The following is a 16684-nucleotide window of genomic DNA, read 5'->3' as shown; positions in this document are numbered from 1 at the left end:
GCCATGATAAAGGGCAAGGTCGCGCTGGTCACGGGGGCAAGCAGCGGCATAGGCTACGCGACTGCGCTTGCGCTTTCTCGCGCAGGCGCCAAGGTCGCTGCGGGCGCAAGGCGCACGGACAGGCTTGATGCACTAAAGCAGGAGATAGAGAAGGCCGGTGGCGAGGCGATAGTGATGAAGCTTGACGTCACCAAAAAGGCCGAGTGCGACGCCTTTGTAGAGGCCGCGGTCGGCAAATGGGGTTCAGTCGACATACTTGTCAACAACGCAGGCCTCATGCCACTTTCGTTTTTCAAAAAGCTCAAGGTCGCCGAGTGGGACCAGATGATAGATGTCAACCTAAAGGGCGTCATCTACTGCACAGCTGCCGCAATTCCGCACATGCTTGCCAGGAAATCGGGCCACATCGTCAACATGTCGTCGATAGCAGGCAGGGTGGTGTTCCCCTCAGGGAGCGTCTACTGCGCGACCAAGCACGCAGTCACAGCCTTTTCAGAAGGGCTCAGGCAGGAGTTCAGCACGCGCTCTAACATACGCGTCACGTGCATCGAGCCCGGCGTGGTGGATACAGAGCTGAACGACACCATAACCGACGAGTCTCTTGCCAAGTTCGTCGAGTCCACAAAGCAGGCGGTGACGCTCAAGGCCGAGGACATCGCAAGCGCCATTCTCTTTGCCGTCGAGTCGCCCCCGCACATGAACGTCAACGAGATAATGCTCCGGCCCACGCCGCAGGAACGCTAGCCACTAGACTTTTTACTCTGTATCTTGTGTCTGGAACTGTGGGCAAGCGGATATTGATACTTGGGGCCGGCTTTGGCGGCCTTGCATGTGCAAACACACTTCGCAAGAACCTGGGGCAGGAACACAGGATAATAATCATCGACAGGAAAAAGTCGTTCATGATGGGGCTGGTCAAGCTATGGGTGCTCAACGGCACCAGGAATCTGGAAGAATCGCAGACCCCGCTTTCAAGCCTCAACGCCAAGGGCATCGAGTACCTGAACGACGAGATAACAAAGATAGAGGTGGCAAAAAAGCGCGTGCAGGTAAAGGGGCACGGGTGGCTCGAATACGACTACCTTGTTGTCGCGCTCGGGACAGAGCTTGCGCCGGAGAGGGTGGAAGGCTTTGAGGGGAGGGGGTTCAACCTCTACGACTCAAAGCAGGTGCCCGGGCTCCGGGAAAAACTGTTGGCGCTAAGGAAGGGCAAGGTGGCAATCTCGATAATGGGCGCGCCCTACAAGTGCCCGCCAGCGCCCTACGAGGCTGCCATGATGATAAGCGACATGCTTGAAAATAACGGGACGAGGAAGGCGATAGATCTTGAAGTCTTTGCGCCGTCGCCCATCGCGCTGCCGGTCGCCGGCCCAAAGGTGAGCGCCGACGTGGTGGAGATGATAGGAAAATTCGGCATCAAGTTTTCGCCAAACTGCAAGCCAAAGGTTGTGAGGGACGGCGAGGTAGAGTTTGAAAATGGCAGGCGTGAAAAATTCGACGTGCTCATAGGAATACCGCAGCACAGGGCTCCTGACGTCATCAAGAGCTCCGGCCTTGCAGCCGAATGGATAGCCGTCGACAGAGAAACATTGCGGACGCAGTTTGAAAACGTCTTTGCGATAGGCGACGTGACGGAGATAAAGATGGGCCAGCTTGCGATGCCCAAGGCCGGCATCTTTGCAGAGGGCGAGGCCAAGGTCGTCGCGCAGGAGATAACAGACGAGATAGCAGGCCAAAAGCCGCAGGCCGCATACAACGGGCAGGGGTACTGCTACGTAGAGGCAGGCAACAGGACGGCCGGCTACGTGGAGGCCGACTTTTACAATTCCGCCGGGCCCGCGTTCAAGCTCGACGCGCCTGCAGAAAAGTACTTTGAGAAGAAACACGAGTTTGAGCGCAGCCGGCTGAAAGAGTGGCTACTGTAGATCCTTTTTCTCCGGCTTTGACATCGTGTAAAAGCCGTGCGCGGATATCAGAAACGCGGCAAGCGACATCTTGGTCGCAAACACCAGGTTCCACGGCGTCTCGGGCTTAGGGTATTCGACGTTGATGCTGTCGAACCTGAATATGCCCTGTATCACGTCGGCTGTTATGAGCGAGTTCCAGACCATAAAGTTGTAGACAAACTCGTACAGCGAAACCACCGCTATCGCAAGCACTATCAGCTGCAGGATGGACTTTGCCCACTTGGGTATGCTGCTCACCTTGTCGCCACCGAGCTTGACAACGCAGTACCAGCCCACCACGGAGACTATCATCAGGTACGTCACAAGCTTGGCAAGGCCGGGGAACGGGAACTCGGTCTCGACGAGAACCTCGCCTATCACAACCTTGCCGGTCCTCTGGTACTCGTCGATGCTGGCGTACAGAGCGTAGAACGTGACGGCTGCCATCACGAAGGCGCAAAAGTAGAACACGCCGAGGTAGATCTTTCTCGCGCTGCGGTCGTCTCTGAGCTCTGAGCGCACGGGCTAGTGTATTGTGGGAAGGGATATAATGATTTACTTGATTGCCTTGAGAAGCCTGTCTGCCGAAAGCGTGTTGAGGACGTCTGATGGCTTTGCCCAGCCACGCCTCGCCTGCCCTATCCCGAACTGGAGGAACGCAAAGTGCACGGGGTGGTGGGCGTCAGAGTCTATGACCAGCTTGACGCCGTTTTCCACGGCAAGCCTCACGTACTCGTCCTTCAGGTCGAGCCGGTTGTAGTGCGCGTCTATCTCCAAGACGGTGCCGGTGTCTCTGGCAACCTGCACCAGCCTTTCAATGTCGACGGGGTAGCCCTCGCGCCTGTTGATGAGCCTGCCTGTCGGGTGGAATATGATGTCCACGCTAGGGTTCTCCGCCGCCTTTGCAAGGCGCGCAGTCTGTTCTTCCTTTGGCAGGTTAAAGTTAGAGTGGATAGCCGCGCCCACGATGTCAAGCTTGTCAAGCACGTTGTTTGGGATGTCAAGCGAGCCGTCCTTCATGATGTTCACTTCGGCAGACGCAAGGACGCGGAAACCGTCCAGCCTGTCGTTAAGCTCGGCAATTTCGTGTGCCTGCTCCAAGAGCTCGCCGCCGTCAAGGCCTCCTGCCATTGCAAGGCTCTTGGTGTGGTCGGTCAGCGCGATGTAGTCAAGGCCAAACTCTTTTGCGGCGCGGGCCATCTCTTCTATGGTAGCCGTGCCGTCGGTGCTGTTACTGTGAACCTGCAGGTCGCCTTTTAGGCTGCCGTACTCCACAAGGCCCGGTATCCGGTTTTTTGCCGCCAGCTGTATCTCGCCCGTGTTCTCGCGCATCTCAGGCGGTATCCACTGCAGGCCGAGGGCCCTGTAGACCTGCTCCTCTGTCCTGCCGGCAACCATCTTTTCGGTGCCTGCCTCGAACAGGCCCCACTCGTTGAGCCTCAGCTTTTTGTCAATGGCAACCTTGCGCAGCTCCACGTTGTGGTCCTTGCTTCCGGTGAAATACAGAAGCGCCGACCCCCAGCTCTCCTCCGGCACGACCAGCACGTCGGCGTCGATGCCTCCTTCCAGCCTGACAAACGCCTTTGCCGGACCCCTGCCCTTGACCTCCTCGACTTCTTGCATTTTCGTGAAAAAGTCCATGACAGAACCTGCGTCCTTGGCGGCGACCAAGAAATCAAGGTCGCCCACAGTCTCTTTCATGCGCCGGGCAGAACCGACGAGCGCGGCTGACAGAACTCCGTCCAGCTCTTGGAGCCGCGACTCTATACCCTTTGCAAGCGGCCACACTTCTCCTATTATGCGCCTGCCTCCGCTCTTTTTCGCAAACTCTATCTTTTTCAAAATGTCCTGCTCTTTTTTTGCAGAGATGCCCGGGACGGTCTTCAGCCGGCCCTCTTTTGCCGCGCTTTCAAGGCTTGCCAAGTCCGTCACGCCCAGCTTTTTGTAGATGGCCTTGACCGTCTTGGGACCGATACCTTCAATGGAGCTCATCTGGTCGACGTCCACCGGTATCTGCTTTTTCAGCTCCTCGAGGTGGTGAATAGCACCTTTGTTGATGAACTCCACTATCTTTTCACCTATCGCCTTGCCTATGCCCGGTATTTCCAGCAGGGCAGCAACGCCGCCCTTTTTGTAAATGTCGGCAACGTCTGCAGAAAGATTTTCGACGCTGTCAGCAGCCCTGTAGTACGCCTTGGACTTGAACTGGGCGTTTTCAGCGTCCTCGACCTCAGTGAGAAAGCCGATGTCACGGAGAGCCTTTGCAAGCTGCTCGTTTTTGCCCAAGCACTGTATATGCAGGTCCTACCGTTCTTAACGTTTATCTGCTAGGTTGTCATTACAATAGGTGCTGTTAACTGCTGACCAGCGGTGATGATGGCTTTCTAGCTCTGAGTTGGTCACATTTTGATAAAAACATGGGAAGTGGGGACTTGGTTGGAAATGCCGATCCACTCCCCATGTTCCTGTGAAGTCGTTGATTGCGTATGCGCGCCGGGCGATTTTACCGTTGATATAACGCGCTCTTGATTGCTAGCGCGCCGTTATGATAGCGCAAAAGCGCCGCTGACATCTGCATGCAGCGATGAGCTCTAGCAACCGGCTCTGAAGGATCGTGCCTGCATTTTAGCACCGTTAATCTTTCTTCTTGCTATAGTAGTATCATGATCGAAGAAATCGGATACGTGGCAATCGGGTTTGCGGTCACCCTGGCCGCGATGGAGGCCGCTTGGAGGATGGGAAGGCGCCAGCCTGCGCTCCTCGAAGTGAAGGCAAGGTGACAGACGCCCTGACAATCGCCGGCGCTGCCGGCGTGGCCTTTATTGCGTGCCTGCTGGGCCTGCGCATAGCCCGGGACGAGCAGAGGCTCAGGCGCGCAAGGCAGGCAAAGGATATATCGGCTAGCACCGATTTACATGCGTGACTTTTCGTAAAATCCTCGTCCCCTACGACGGCTCAAAGCCATCCGAAGCTGCACTGAAACATGCAGTCTCACTTTTAAAGCTCGTCAAGTCCGGCAAGCTCGTACTTCTAAACATCGTCCAGGAGATACCCATACCGCCGATGATGTTCGAGTCCCGGATGCGCTCTACAAAGACAGGGGAGGAGACCTCTGTTGCAGCGGTATGGAAGGAGCTCCACCAGGACCTGAAATCGGCCGCGCAAAAGATGCTTTCCGAAAAAAAACCCGACTTGGAAGCGGCGGGCGTGGAGGTAAAGATGCGCGTCGAGGTGGGCTACCCTTCAGACAGGATACTTGCCATAGCCGACGAGGAGGACGTGGACCTGATAGTGATAGGCAACGTCGGGCTCTCGGGATTTTCAAAGCTCAGGGCGATTGGCAGCGTTTCAAGGACCGTGTCTGAAAAAGCAAAGTGTCCGGTGCTCATCGTGCACTAGGCATACAACGCTTCTACTATTTCCAGATCTGCGCCGGTGACGCCCAGCTTTTTGCGCAGGTACCTGGCAAGGTCGGTGGTGGTGACAACGCCGATTATTTCCTGGTAGTCGCCCTCGACTGCGAGGTGCCTCAGGCGGTGCTCGGCCATCATGCTTGCCGCCCTTCCGACAGGCGCGTTCTTGCTGACTGCCTGCACTGGGGTCGACATTATGGACACTGCAGGGGTCTTGCTTGCGAGGCCGTCCTTTGCACAAACGTTTCTGGCAAGGTCGCGCTCGGTGAGTATCCCGACTATCCTGTCGCCGTCCTTGAGCATGACAGAACTGACGTTTTTCTTTGCCATGATTTCTGCCGCTTTCTGTGCGCTTGCGTCCGCGTCCACCGACACGACTTTGCGGCTCATGATCTCTTCAACCGTCGCTGACTTTTTGGCTCGAACGCGCTTGCTCATGGCATCTTTTGGAAGGCCTGCTCTATATTACTGCATCTTGCCAACAGCTTTTATAGCAACACTGCCCAGATAGTGCGGATGCAGAGACCCGACTGGGACACCTACTTTATGCTTCAGGCCGAGATAGCAAAACTTCGCTCAAACTGCCTTACCCGGCACATCGGCGCAGTCATAGTCAAGGACAACAGGCAGATAGCCACCGGATACAACGGCACGCCGCCGGGAGTCACAAACTGCTTTGAGGGTGGCTGCCCCAGGTGCGCGGCGCGCGTGAGGGGCGAGGTCAAGTCCGGCGAGGGCCTTGATCGCTGTCTGTGCACCCATGCGGAGGCAAACGCCATAATGCAGTGCGCGCTGTTTGGCAACGCCGGAAGCACCCGCGGCGCGACCCTGTATTCCACTTTTGCGCCCTGCATAGAGTGCAGCAAGATGGCAATAACAGTCGGCATAAAGCGCATTGTGGTGCTTGCAGACTACCCCGAGGACGGGACGCAGCTCTTGCGCGACGCCGGAGTGGAACTTGTTAAAATAAACCCGGAAAAACTCACGCCGTGGATAACAATAATTCCAAAAGACCCCGAAACTTCCGCAAGAGCTGTAAGCAAGTAGATGCAGGTCCACATAACGCAGTTCAACGTCCAGCTCTATTTCAAAAGGCCCGTGCTTGACAGCGAGCGGCTAAAAGACGCCTTCACAGGCGCCGACGGCTTTTCTTCAAGCCCAATCCTGCAGGACTATGGCGACCACCCGATGCAGGGGACGACCGCGTTTTCCCGCGAGGGGTTTCGCATATCGCCTGTCCAGTCAAACGTGCTTCCGTTCCGCATACTGCAGGTGATGAGCTACCCAAACGTTCTTGCAGAGCCGGACGCGGAGACGCTTGCCTGCCTGCGCTTTGTGGCCGGCCGGCTGCAGGAGCACCTGAAAATAGACCTCGAGGGGGACGTCTATGCTGTCCGGGTGGTGTCGCACTCGATAGTGAGTGGCAGCCCGCATGTTCACCGCGTGCTTTCCAAGATAACCGCGATAGACGGCATCCCGTCGCTTGCAGGCCGGTTCGTGGCGCACAAGAACCCGATGGACGCAATTCAGCTTGTCACAAAGACAGGGGGCGAGCTTTCGCAGAGCGACTGGAGCGACATTCGCGTGAGCCAGTTCAACGAAAGCTCGTACGTGGTGACCATCTTTAACGAGACTGCCTCGCTTGCTCTTGCGCTCAAGTCCATAGCCGGCGTCAGGCAGTTTGTCTCCACAATGATGCAGGAGATGGAGCGGGCATCCGCATAAGGACTGCAAGGGAATCCGACAGGGAGGAGATACTCTCGTTTTGCAAAGACACATTTTCTTGGGGCGACTATATAGACCGCGTCTGGGACAGGTGGCTCGCCGACACAAAAGGCCGGCTCCTTGTCGGCGAGTCTGCCGGGAAAAAGATGGCCCTTGCGCGCGTGAGCATGTGCCCCGGCAACATCGCATGGCTTGAAGGAGTGAGGGTGCACCCGGACTTCAGGCGTGCAAAAGTCGCGACCGCGCTCCTAGAGAGGATGGCAGGCTGGGCGGCAAGGCACGGCGCAAAAGAGGCGTCTGCAATAGTCTCGCAGGAAAACGTGCCTTCGCAGCGCATGCTAGAGAAAAACGGCTTTTCCATGGTATCTGCGTGGATATACTACGGCACAGAGAAGAAAATGAACAAGCGCGCAACATCCGCCCGGCTTGCGACAAAGCAGGACATCGAAAAAGCATGGCAGTTCCTGCAGGGCTCGCACATATACCAAAGGTCGGCCGGGCGCTACGTCAGCTCGTGGAAGTGGTACCCGCTTGACAGAAAGGCCCTGCGCCAGCTTGTGCTGGCAAAGCGCGTGGTCGTGACAGGCAGGCCTGTAAGCGGACTTGCGGTCCTCAACAAGACAGGCTACTGGGACAGGCCGGACATACTGCAGGTTTCCTACCTTGACGCTTCCGGCGCAAAACCGCTGCAGGACATCATCGCCTTTGCCTCAAACCTCCACTCGCAGGGATATTCCACCCTGCACGTCCTGTGCCACAACAGCCCGGAAATGACACCAATGGTGGAAAAATCCGGGATGGACGAGTCGGAGGTGTTTTTGCTCTACAGCAAGAAAGTTTTTACGCCAAGAAAGGCTCTGCGCCCTGTTGGACAAATTCGTCAAGATAGGCAAGATCCGCGCCCATTACGTGGAAGCAGGCAGGGGCAAAAAGACGATACTTTTGATACACGGGCTTGGAGGCTCGACTGACAGCTGGGAGAACAACATCGGGCCGCTTTCAAGGCGACTGCGTGTCGTCGCGCTGGATCTTCCGGGATTCGGGCTGAGCGACAAGCCCCGGATAAACTATTCTATAAAGTTCTACTACGGCTTTGTGGCAAGGTTCGTCGAGTCGCTCAAAATAGCGCCGGTAGCAGTCTGCGGCTCGTCGCTTGGCGGCCATGTAGCTGCAGAGCTTGCGCTCCACCGGCCGGACCTCGTATCGAGGCTGGTGCTGGTCTGCCCCCCGGGCGCGCTCCCGAGGTCGTTCAAGGGCTCGCCGGCGCTCTGGCGCTACTCAAAGGTGCTTAAAGCGACAAGCGTGAAGGAGACAAAGGAAGCGCTTGCAGCTGTTGACAACAAGCCCGTCGACGACGCCTACGCAAGGTCGGCTTTTGAAAAGATGTCGATGCCGGGCGCCCGCGACGCGTTCCTGTCTGCACTTGCCGGCAGTGCAAAAGCTCCGCGGCTTAACAGCCGGCTTGACAGACTGCAGATGCCCGCGCTCGTGCTCTGGGGCAAGGACGACATCATGATACCGGTGCAGTACGCGCAGCCGTTCATACAGATGAAGAAAAGCCGCGTGGTGCTTTTGGAAAAATGCGGGCACCGCGTGCACCGCGACCGGCCGGAGCTTTTCAACAGCCTTGTATCTGGATTTGCGCTTGAAGCCTAGCGCATGTCACGCTCGAGACGGTCCATCCTTTGCATCATCTCAAGCGACCTTGCCCGGGCCTTGTCAAGCTCCTCGCGCAGCTGCGCTATCTCCCTGGGCTTCCTCGTCGCCTCCTTTATCAGGTTGATGCACTCCTCTGCAATGCGCCTTACCCTGTGGTCAAGGTCGGTCTCTGCAACCCTGGTAAGGTCTGGAAGCGCCTTTGCATAGCCGGCATCGGCAAAAGCCCTGCATGCGTTTATCCTGACGCGGAACCACTTGTCGGAAAGAAGCATTTTCAGGTGGTCGACTACGGTGTTGTTGCCGTCCACGAACCTGCCAAGCGCAAACGTGGCTGCCTCCCTTACCCTGTGGTGGTTGCCGTACCTGCTCTTTTCAACAAGAATAGACGCCACCTCCTTCTCGTCGGCAAACTCTTTCAGGCCCGCTATCGCGCCCTGCGCTACCACGTTCTGGAATGTCTGCGTTTCAAGGGCCTTTTTCAAAAGCGGCATCGCATCCATGCTCTTTGTCTTGCCAATGGCCGTTGCCGCCTCGGACTCGACAAAGTAGCTCTCCTCGTGCAGGTGAGACTTTAGCAGGCTGACGGCCTCTTCGCGCCTGAACTCGCCTATTGCCCGCACGACTGCGCGCCTTGCCTTTGGGTGCGCCACTTTAAGGCACTTTTTCAGCGCTTCAAACGCCCTGTCTGTCCTTATGGAGCCAAGCGACTTTGCAGCTTCTGCTGCAACGCCCCAAAAGTCAGACATGACTGCCTTCTGCAGAGCGTCGATGGCGGCGTCAGAGCCGTGGCCTGCAAGGGCGTGCGCCGCGGCGGCCCTTTCAGCGACTGTCCTGCCTTTCTGCAGCTGCTTTATCAGCATCTCCTTTGGCGCCTTTATCGATACAGTCTTTAGCACCTTGAAATCCGGGTCGATTGAGAACCATTCGATTTCCCTGTCAACCGGGACCTGAAACACACTCTCTTTTTCAGAAACGTCAAAGGTCATCACCTTCTCGCCCTTGGAAAACACAAGCCTTACTTCAAGCGGGAACGAGAAAGGCTCGCCCTCCTGTGCCTGTTCGACCTTTATCCTTGCGACCTTGCCCTCTAATGAAAACTCGACCTTCAGGTCCGGGTGGCCTGCGCGGTACAGCCACTGGTCAAAGAACTCTTGCAGGCTCTTCCCCGTTTCAAGCTCGAACACCCTTCGCAGGTCCTCGGTCTCTGCGTTGCCGTTTGCAAACCTCTGCAGGTATGTCTTGAGCGCGCGCCGGAAATAGCCGTCGCCCACCGCGTGGCGCAGCATGTGAAGCACGCAGCCGGCCTTTTCGTAAGTGTGCCTGTCAAAGAGTTCATCAGGGTGCTTGTACACCTTGGTGACAATTGGCCGCATATACCTGTTTGCGGCTTCTTCAAAATAGTCGTCGGCAGTCTGCATGACGTAGTACAGGAACTCGTCGGTGCCCCTGCTCTTTTCCCAGTACAGCGCCTCGCAGTACGTGGCAAACCCCTCGTTGAGCCAGACGTGCTGCCAGTCCCGGCAGGTCACAAGGTCGCCGAACCACTGGTGGGCAAGCTCGTGCGACACAAGGTAGTCGCTTGAAAAGTCTGCGTGCGCCTTCTTGTCGTGTAGCGTGTCCTGCGTCAGGGTTGTGCAGCTGGAGTTTTCCATGCCACCGTAGACAAAGTCCTGGACGCACACCTGCGAGTATTTCGCAAACGGGTACTTTGTTCCAAGGTAGTCTTCAAAGAACTCGACCATTTCAGACGTCCTGTCAAACGTCCTCTTGGCGTCGTGCGCCTGCTCGGCCGGCACGTAGTGATACAGATTGCCTTCGTTTATCTCGACGTACTTGCCGACCACTACAGATGCAAGGTAGGACGGGTGCGGGTTGTCCTCGTGCCAGGAATATTTCCACTTCTTGCCCTTCTCCACCTTTACGAGCCGGCCGTTTGATATCGCGGTGTAGCCTGCTGGCGCGACCACGGTTATCTCGCTTGAAAATTTCACCTGCGGGTGGTCAATGCACGGGAACCAGTACTTTGCTTCAGTCGTCTCGCCCTGCGTCCAGGCCTCCAAGCGCTTGTCCGGGTAGTGCTTGTCTGGGGCGACAAAGTACAAGCCCTTTCTGGGCCTTGCCGTGTAGGCGATGGCTATCTTTGCCCTTGCGCCCTCTTCAAGGCTCTTGCCCAGCTTTATGGAGAGCCTGTCGCCCACCGCCCTGAACGGCAGTTTTTTGTTTGACAAGGTGACGGACTTGACATCTAGCTCGGCCGCGTCAAGCTCTACAACGTCGGTTTTCTGGACGACAGCAATTTCAAGTTCCTGCCTGCAGGATATGGCCTGTTTCTCGAGGTCGGGCTCTATCTCTAGGCGCATGTGTGTGACCGTGACTGAAAGCGACGGGGCGTAGTGGGCCCTGCTCCCTGGAAGCTCGAACTTTTTCTTGCTGTCCTCCTGCATGGCCGGTGCTATGGGCGCCACCCTATATGAGTGCTAAATGCCTTCAAGCGAGGCGGGGTTCTCGACTGTAGAAAGGTCCTGCCCAGACATGCCCTCGCCGGCCACCTTTGCCCTCACAAGCCGCCTCACGAGCTTGCCCGTCCTGGTCCTCGGCAGGTCTGGAACAATCCTTACCTCGTCGGGCCGGGCGAACCTGCCTATCGCCTCCTCCACTTTCCTGGCTATCTCGGCCTTGAGGCTATCGCGGTCAAAGCCCGCCCTTGCGATGGCGCAGACCACTATCACCTCGCCCTTCAGCTCGTCAGGTTTGCCGACTGCGACTGCCTCTGCGACTGCCGGGTGCGACGACGCGGCAGCTTCTACCTCTGCCGTGCCTATCCTGTGCCCTGCCACCTTGATGACGTCGTCGGCCCTTCCGCGCATGTACCACAGGCCGTCGGCATCCACCAGAACAATGTCGCCGTGGTACCAGACGCCTCTGTATTTTGACCAGTAGGTGGCGATGAACCTGTCCGGGTCGTTCAGTATGCCCCGTGTCATGGACGGCCACGGCTTTTTTATGACAAGGTAGCCCTCTTTTGCCGGCCTGCCTTCGTCGTCGAAAACGTCCGCGTCAAAGCCCGGGATGGGCACGCCCACAGTGCACTCTTTTAAAGGCATTACCGGAAGGGCGCTCAGGATGGCGCCGCCGATTTCTGTTCCTCCCGAGAGGTTTATCACGGGGCACCTCTTTCCGCCGACTTTATCGTAGAACCAGTTCCACGCCTCGCTGTTTATCGGCTCGCCCGTGCACGCAAGGATTCGCAGCGACGACAGGCCTGCCTCCGGCATTCCTGCCTTCATGAACATCCTGATTGCGGTGGGCGCGGCTCCAAAGATGCTCACTTTGTGCTGCTCGACAAGCCTTGACCATGCCGCCGCGTCCGGGTAGTCGAGCGCGTCTTCGTAGACAAGCGACGTGCCGCCTACTATCGGGCTCCCGTACACGACCCAGACCTGGCCCGTTATCCAGCCGATGTCGGCGTACCAGAAAAGCACATCATCAGGCTTCATGTCGACAAGGTACGACGCCTGCTGGGCTGCTACTGCCATAAAGCCGCCGTGCACCTGCAGCGTCCCCTTCGGCCGGCCGGTCGTGCCTGAGGTGTAGAGTATGAAAAGCGGATCCTCAGCGTCCATCACCTCGGTCTCGCACCTGCCGTGCCCATGCACGAAATCATCGTAATTGTTTTTGCTCCCGCCAACTGACACCACCTTGGAGACCCTGGTGCCATCGACTGCCTTTGACCACTGGCCCTTCAGGTCGATGTCCTTGCCACGCCTCCTTGCGGTGTCTGCAGTTATGAGCATCTTGGCGCCCGAGTCTGCAAGCCTCTCTTTGAGCGCAGGCGCGCTAAAGCCTGAAAACACTGTGGCGTGCACGGCGCCTATCTTTGAGCACGCAAAGGCGGCATAGAACGCTTCAGGCACCATGGGCAGGTAGATGCCCACGACGTCGCCCCTGCCTACGCCTGCCTGCTTCAGGGCAGAGGCAAGCCTGCCCACCTCAAAGTCGAGCTGGCCGTATGTGACCTTCCTTAAGCCGTTCTCGCCGGCAAATATGTAGGCCGTCTTGTCAGGCTGCGACCTTGCATGCCTGTCGATCGCGTTTGAGATGATGTTGCACTTGCCACCTACGAACCATTTTGTCCACGGCAGGCCTGCAGAGGAGTCTAAAACCCTGTCATACTTGCGCTGCCACGCAAGCCCGAGGTCGTCGTTGACTGCGTCCCAGTACCACGCAATGTCGCTGTTTGCGCGCCTGACAAGCTCTTTGTAGTCGGAAATTCCGTGCCTTTTCATGAAGCGTGCTACGTTGCTGCCCGAAAGGTGGGGCTCTTGTGGCACGTGCGCAAAGCCTTCCAACCCGGCTTTGGCGCGCTTGATGCCTATTTTACTTTCCTAACCGGCAGTGTTGAAGGCTCAAGCCGGCCCGTTACTGGCACGAAAAATTAAATGCAGATGCCCGGCCATACCCGGTGACTTGGTCGTAGAGGAGGTCCGGTACGATTTTGAAGAGCACCAAAAGTATGCAGACGACTTTGTACGCGACCTTGTCAAGCTGATGATAATATCCAAGATGAACTCGCCTGCTAGGAACAAGGCGTCAAGGGAATACTTTGAGAAGCTGGTCTCGCAGATGGAGGAGTGCGAGACCACACTTGTCAAGTACGGCCAGCCGCTCCTCTATGTCAAGTACAGCGGGATGGCATTTACCGACCAGAAGGTGACGACGACGTTTGTCAGGACCGGCCACGTCATAGACGTGACCATGGAGTCAATGTTTGGCGAGTTTGTGAAAAGCTTTGACACCCTTGCGTCTGCTTCGCAGAGCAAGGTGCGCTGGGGAGTCGGCGAAAAGCCCGACCCGCTGTTTGCGCTGCTCGACCAGTTCGTGGACGCCGTGTGCAGGCTGTCGTACATGGACGAGTCAAGCCCGAACAGCCTCGCAGGCAGGAGGTTTGGCATCCGCAACGCAGGGCTGATAAGGACTTCGCTTCACCTTGAATTCCTTGTTGATGGCCGGCTCAACATAATAGAGCTGAACCCTGCAAAAAGGAAGAAGAAAGCCGAGCTCCTGTTTGGCGACTCGGAAGCCGCAAAGGCGATAGTGGCAGTAATGTCGCAGTAATCTACTCCTCTTTTTCAAGAAGCGTGGTGTCAAACGCGACTGCCTTTTCAGGCTCTGCGGCATAGATGACATAGTGGTGGTTCCTGAGGAGCCCTGCCACCCATTCGTCCCTTCTGGATTTCTCGAGCCCCGAGATGTCGTAGTAGCACAGCTGCGAGTTGTCAAACTCTGCAAAATGCTGGTGGCCCGTCCTTTCCACGACCATCCCGAGGTTCATCCCCTCTATTGATTTCGTGTCAGTTATCGTCCTGCCTGCAAACCTGAAAGGCCCCTTCATGCCCCTGGTGGCCTCCTCTCTTATCGTCTTGAGGGTGGCAAGCACGTCGCGCTTGCCCTAGTCGGACCTTTCGATGTGGAAGATGCGCAGCATGTTCTTTTTCCCGTACCGCTCAACGTCGATGCCGCTTGCGGCGAGCCTTCTTTCGACTGTCCCGGGCTCGTCGGCTGTAAAGAATATGCACGACTCGCCCTTTTCAAGGCCGTTTTTGAAATAGCGGGCAATTATCAGGTCCGCGTACTCTTGCCTGTCGTACAGGAGCACGATGTGGTTATTCCCTTCCAGCCGGTCGAGCAGCTTCACCGGGCGGTAGTCCCTAGCTTCCATAGACCTCCCTCCCAGAGACGTCCAGGTACTTCACTCCCATTTCGGCCACAAAGTCCTTGATGCGGTTGTAGTCCTGCAGAAAGTCCCGGCCCTTCTCGGTCAGCCCTAGCGGGTTTTGCATGACCATCTTCTTGCCTTCCAGTTCGTTCAGGTACCTGACCAGTTTGTCGTAGGCAAGGTTGCTGAGCGCCTGAACCCTGGTAGGCTTTGCCTCACCGTTTGTAAGTTCCTGCGCGATTGCGCTTAGGATGTCGTTGTATATCTCCATCCTGTTTCGCTTCGGTTTCGGCAAATAAGATCAGTTTACCTTTGTAATTAATAAGCCTCCCCTTGGGGAGCAACGCCTTTTATGTAATCTGCGAAAATATGCCTATGAATAAAACTGAATCCGCTACAAAAGAAATCGGCAACCACCTTGAAGTCTTTTTCTATAGGGCACCGAAAAAGAACCACGACGCGATTGCGGCAAACCTGAAAAAGTTTGTACCTTGGTTTGAAAGGGCCGGCGTAAGGATAGATTACTTCCAGTTCGCTGAAAGCAAGCTCATGGAAGGCATGTCGATGCAGGGCCTAGACAAGGCGCTTTCAGCAGGCGAAGACGAGGAAGTCTGGGTGGAGCTGCAGTACTACAGGGACAGCAGACACCGCGACGACACGTTTACAAAAATGATGCAGGACAAGAGCCTCGAGCCGCTCGGAAACGAGTTCTTTGGCCTCATAACCAGGGGATCGAGCCTCGTCACAGGAAGTTTCAACCGGCTAAGGTAGCCGGTGACAATCGAAAGCAATTGCCAACCTTCGCATAACCTTATATAACCGTCAGGTTATATACACTGCATGGACACGTTCACTGCCGTGGCCGACCCGACGCGCAGAGCCATGCTGGATCTTCTCGTGAAAGGCGAGCGTCCGGCAGGCGACCTAGTAGCGGCTTTCCCCGCTATCAGTCAGCCGGCTGTGTCAAAGCATCTGCGCGTGCTCCGAAACGCCGGGCTTGTAAGCGTGCGAGTCCACGCCCAGCAGAGGATTTACAGCCTCCAGCCAAAGGCCCTGACCGAGCTTGACGCCTGGATAGCCAAGTACAAGGTCTTCTGGTCAGAGCGCCTCGACGCACTGGAGAGGCACCTGTCCAAAAAGGAAGAGATCGAAAAATGAGCACAAAAAATGAAATAAAAAACGGAATCGTCACGATAAAAGGCGGCTACGTGACTCTCAGGTACGAGCGCCGCCTGCGACACCCGATTGAAGTTGTATGGAAGGCCATCACGGACCCCAATGAGCTGGCTGTGTGGTTCAACGCCAAGGCAAAGATAGATGCGCACCCCGGCGGAACCATAGATTATGTCAATACGGCGTCAGGATTCCACACCACGGGCCGCATTACTGTGTGGGATCCGCCGCGCGCTTTTGGGCATGAATGGCACATAGCGCCAAATCCACAATTGCCAAATGGCGAGCCCAAAGGCGCCATCCGCTGGAGCCTTGAGCGAGACGGCGACTTCACAATCCTTACTGTGACTTTCACCGGCCTTACCAAACCCACGGGCCTTCGCTTCGCTCCCGGCACCCATGCCTACCTAGATCGCCTTGAAGCCCACCTCGAACACGCGGCGCTGCCGGACTGGGCCGAGAGGACAGCTGCAGTCAGGGGGCTCTATCTTGCGCAATAGCGCTGGAGAAGATCGAAAATGAACGCAGGCAATAACGCGAAAACCGGGACGGTGACAATCGAAGGAGGCTACGCTACCCTGCGCTACGAGCGGCGGCTTCCCCATCCGCGAGAAGTGGTGTGGAAAGCAATCACCGATCCAAAAGAGCTGGCAGCGTGGTTCAATACCAAAGCAGTCATTGACGGACGCAACGGCGGCACAATAGACTTTGTAAGCGCGCCGGCAGGGTTCCACACTACAGGGCGCATTCTGGTCTGGGACCCGCCGCGCGTCTTTGAACATGAATGGCACATGGACTCACATCCGCACCTTCCAAACGGCGAAACAGAATCCGTCATACGGTGGGAACTCGTACGTGACGGCGATTCAGCCACAATCCTCACGGTGACACACAGCCGCCTTACCAAACCCACGGGCCTTGGCTTTGCGCCGGGCATGCACGCATTCCTAGACCGCCTGTCTGCCCACCTGAATCGCGAAAAGCTTCCAGACTGGCAGGAGCGCTATGACGCCGTCAAGGGGTCCTACCCTTCCTGGCAGCGCTGAAAAGAA

General features: G+C 56.7%; 21 protein-coding genes. 13 read left to right on the top strand and 8 right to left on the bottom strand.

Going from position 1 to position 16684, the window contains the following annotated elements; all coding sequences use genetic code 11:
• Positions 1–3 precede the first annotated feature (3 nt).
• Complete coding sequence (locus HXY31_RS02240; protein ID WP_292639147.1) at positions 4–744, top strand: SDR family oxidoreductase; 741 nt, start codon at positions 4–6, stop codon at positions 742–744.
• Positions 745–782: 38 nt separating this feature from the next.
• Positions 783–1925 (top strand): FAD/NAD(P)-binding oxidoreductase, encoded by a 1143-nt coding sequence (locus HXY31_RS02235; protein WP_292639145.1) that lies wholly within the window; start codon positions 783–785, stop codon positions 1923–1925.
• Here HXY31_RS02235 and HXY31_RS02230 read toward each other — a convergent pair.
• A complete protein-coding gene (locus tag HXY31_RS02230; RefSeq protein ID WP_292639143.1) occupies positions 1917–2468 on the bottom strand; it encodes a hypothetical protein in 552 nt (183 codons plus the stop codon). The two genes, HXY31_RS02235 and HXY31_RS02230, sit on opposite strands and share 9 nt — an antisense overlap.
• A gap of 33 nt (positions 2469–2501) precedes the next feature.
• A complete protein-coding gene (gene polX / locus HXY31_RS02225; protein ID WP_292639141.1) occupies positions 2502–4232 on the bottom strand; it encodes a DNA polymerase/3'-5' exonuclease PolX in 1731 nt (576 codons plus the stop codon).
• 490 nt (positions 4233–4722) lie between these two features.
• Between polX and HXY31_RS02220 the strand changes: the two genes are divergently transcribed.
• Both HXY31_RS02220 and HXY31_RS02215 read left to right on the top strand, forming a co-directional pair.
• Entirely contained in the window at positions 4723–4869 is a 147-nt protein-coding gene (locus HXY31_RS02220; RefSeq protein WP_292639140.1) for a hypothetical protein, read from the top strand.
• Positions 4866–5345, top strand: coding sequence for a universal stress protein (locus HXY31_RS02215; RefSeq protein ID WP_292639137.1), 480 nt, complete (start codon positions 4866–4868; stop codon positions 5343–5345). Before HXY31_RS02220 ends, HXY31_RS02215 begins: the two co-directional genes overlap by 4 nt.
• Here HXY31_RS02215 and HXY31_RS02210 read toward each other — a convergent pair.
• Entirely contained in the window at positions 5342–5797 is a 456-nt protein-coding gene (locus HXY31_RS02210; protein ID WP_292639134.1) for a CBS domain-containing protein, read from the bottom strand. The two genes, HXY31_RS02215 and HXY31_RS02210, sit on opposite strands and share 4 nt — an antisense overlap.
• 78 nt (positions 5798–5875) lie before the next feature.
• Between HXY31_RS02210 and HXY31_RS02205 the strand changes: the two genes are divergently transcribed.
• The 4 genes from HXY31_RS02205 to HXY31_RS02190 are packed head-to-tail and all read left to right on the top strand — an operon-like array spanning position 5876 to position 8740.
• Entirely contained in the window at positions 5876–6406 is a 531-nt protein-coding gene (locus HXY31_RS02205) for a dCMP deaminase family protein (RefSeq protein WP_292639131.1), read from the top strand.
• A complete protein-coding gene (locus HXY31_RS02200) occupies positions 6407–7084 on the top strand; it encodes a hypothetical protein (protein WP_292639129.1) in 678 nt (225 codons plus the stop codon). It begins immediately after the preceding gene.
• The gene (locus HXY31_RS02195) at positions 7075–8055 is read left to right on the top strand and encodes a GNAT family N-acetyltransferase (RefSeq protein ID WP_366933068.1); all 981 of its coding nucleotides are present in this window, start codon (positions 7075–7077) and stop codon (positions 8053–8055) included. The genes HXY31_RS02200 and HXY31_RS02195 overlap by 10 nt, the downstream gene beginning before the upstream one ends.
• Entirely contained in the window at positions 7952–8740 is a 789-nt protein-coding gene (locus HXY31_RS02190) for an alpha/beta fold hydrolase (RefSeq protein WP_292639127.1), read from the top strand. The genes HXY31_RS02195 and HXY31_RS02190 overlap by 104 nt, the downstream gene beginning before the upstream one ends.
• Here the strand turns inward: HXY31_RS02190 and HXY31_RS02185 are convergent.
• Together HXY31_RS02185 and HXY31_RS02180 are read right to left on the bottom strand one after the other, a co-directional pair.
• The gene (locus HXY31_RS02185; protein WP_292639124.1) at positions 8737–11187 is read right to left on the bottom strand and encodes a M1 family aminopeptidase; all 2451 of its coding nucleotides are present in this window, start codon (positions 11185–11187) and stop codon (positions 8737–8739) included. The genes HXY31_RS02190 and HXY31_RS02185 overlap by 4 nt on opposite strands.
• 33 nt (positions 11188–11220) lie before the next feature.
• On the bottom strand, positions 11221–13092 hold the full coding sequence (locus tag HXY31_RS02180; protein ID WP_292639122.1) for an AMP-binding protein: 1872 nt from the start codon (positions 13090–13092) through the stop codon (positions 11221–11223).
• Positions 13093–13210: 118 nt separating this feature from the next.
• Between HXY31_RS02180 and HXY31_RS02175 the strand changes: the two genes are divergently transcribed.
• Positions 13211–13858, top strand: a complete 648-nt coding sequence (locus tag HXY31_RS02175; protein WP_292639120.1) for a hypothetical protein — start codon at positions 13211–13213, stop codon at positions 13856–13858.
• 1 nt (position 13859) lies between these two features.
• Here HXY31_RS02175 and HXY31_RS02170 read toward each other — a convergent pair whose 3' ends face one another.
• The 3 genes from HXY31_RS02170 to HXY31_RS02160 are packed head-to-tail and all read right to left on the bottom strand — an operon-like array spanning position 13860 to position 14754.
• Positions 13860–14180 carry a hypothetical protein gene (locus tag HXY31_RS02170; protein ID WP_292639118.1) on the bottom strand — a complete coding sequence of 107 codons (321 nt, stop codon included), beginning with the start codon at positions 14178–14180 and terminating at the stop codon, positions 13860–13862.
• A gap of 12 nt (positions 14181–14192) precedes the next feature.
• Positions 14193–14462 carry an MEDS domain-containing protein gene (locus tag HXY31_RS02165; protein WP_292639116.1) on the bottom strand — a complete coding sequence of 90 codons (270 nt, stop codon included), beginning with the start codon at positions 14460–14462 and terminating at the stop codon, positions 14193–14195.
• Complete coding sequence (locus HXY31_RS02160; protein ID WP_292639113.1) at positions 14452–14754, bottom strand: winged helix-turn-helix domain-containing protein; 303 nt, start codon at positions 14752–14754, stop codon at positions 14452–14454. The genes HXY31_RS02165 and HXY31_RS02160 overlap by 11 nt, the downstream gene beginning before the upstream one ends.
• 80 nt (positions 14755–14834) lie before the next feature.
• Here HXY31_RS02160 and HXY31_RS02155 point away from each other — a divergent pair, with 80 nt between their 5' ends.
• From HXY31_RS02155 to HXY31_RS02140, 4 genes are all read left to right on the top strand, one after another.
• Positions 14835–15230, top strand: coding sequence for a DUF1428 family protein (locus HXY31_RS02155; RefSeq protein WP_292639111.1), 396 nt, complete (start codon positions 14835–14837; stop codon positions 15228–15230).
• Positions 15231–15299: 69 nt separating this feature from the next.
• A complete protein-coding gene (locus HXY31_RS02150) occupies positions 15300–15617 on the top strand; it encodes a metalloregulator ArsR/SmtB family transcription factor (protein WP_292639108.1) in 318 nt (105 codons plus the stop codon).
• Positions 15614–16132, top strand: coding sequence for an SRPBCC family protein (locus tag HXY31_RS02145; protein WP_292639106.1), 519 nt, complete (start codon positions 15614–15616; stop codon positions 16130–16132). The genes HXY31_RS02150 and HXY31_RS02145 overlap by 4 nt, the downstream gene beginning before the upstream one ends.
• Positions 16133–16150: 18 nt before the next feature.
• Positions 16151–16678, top strand: a complete 528-nt coding sequence (locus HXY31_RS02140) for an SRPBCC family protein (RefSeq protein WP_292639104.1) — start codon at positions 16151–16153, stop codon at positions 16676–16678.
• Positions 16679–16684 lie beyond the last annotated feature (6 nt).

This window comes from Nitrososphaera sp. (assembly GCF_013388945.1).
Lineage (GTDB): Archaea > Thermoproteota > Nitrososphaeria > Nitrososphaerales > Nitrososphaeraceae > Nitrososphaera.
The sequence above is the reverse complement of the archived record's forward strand: the minus strand, read 5'-3'. Positions and strand labels throughout refer to the sequence as shown.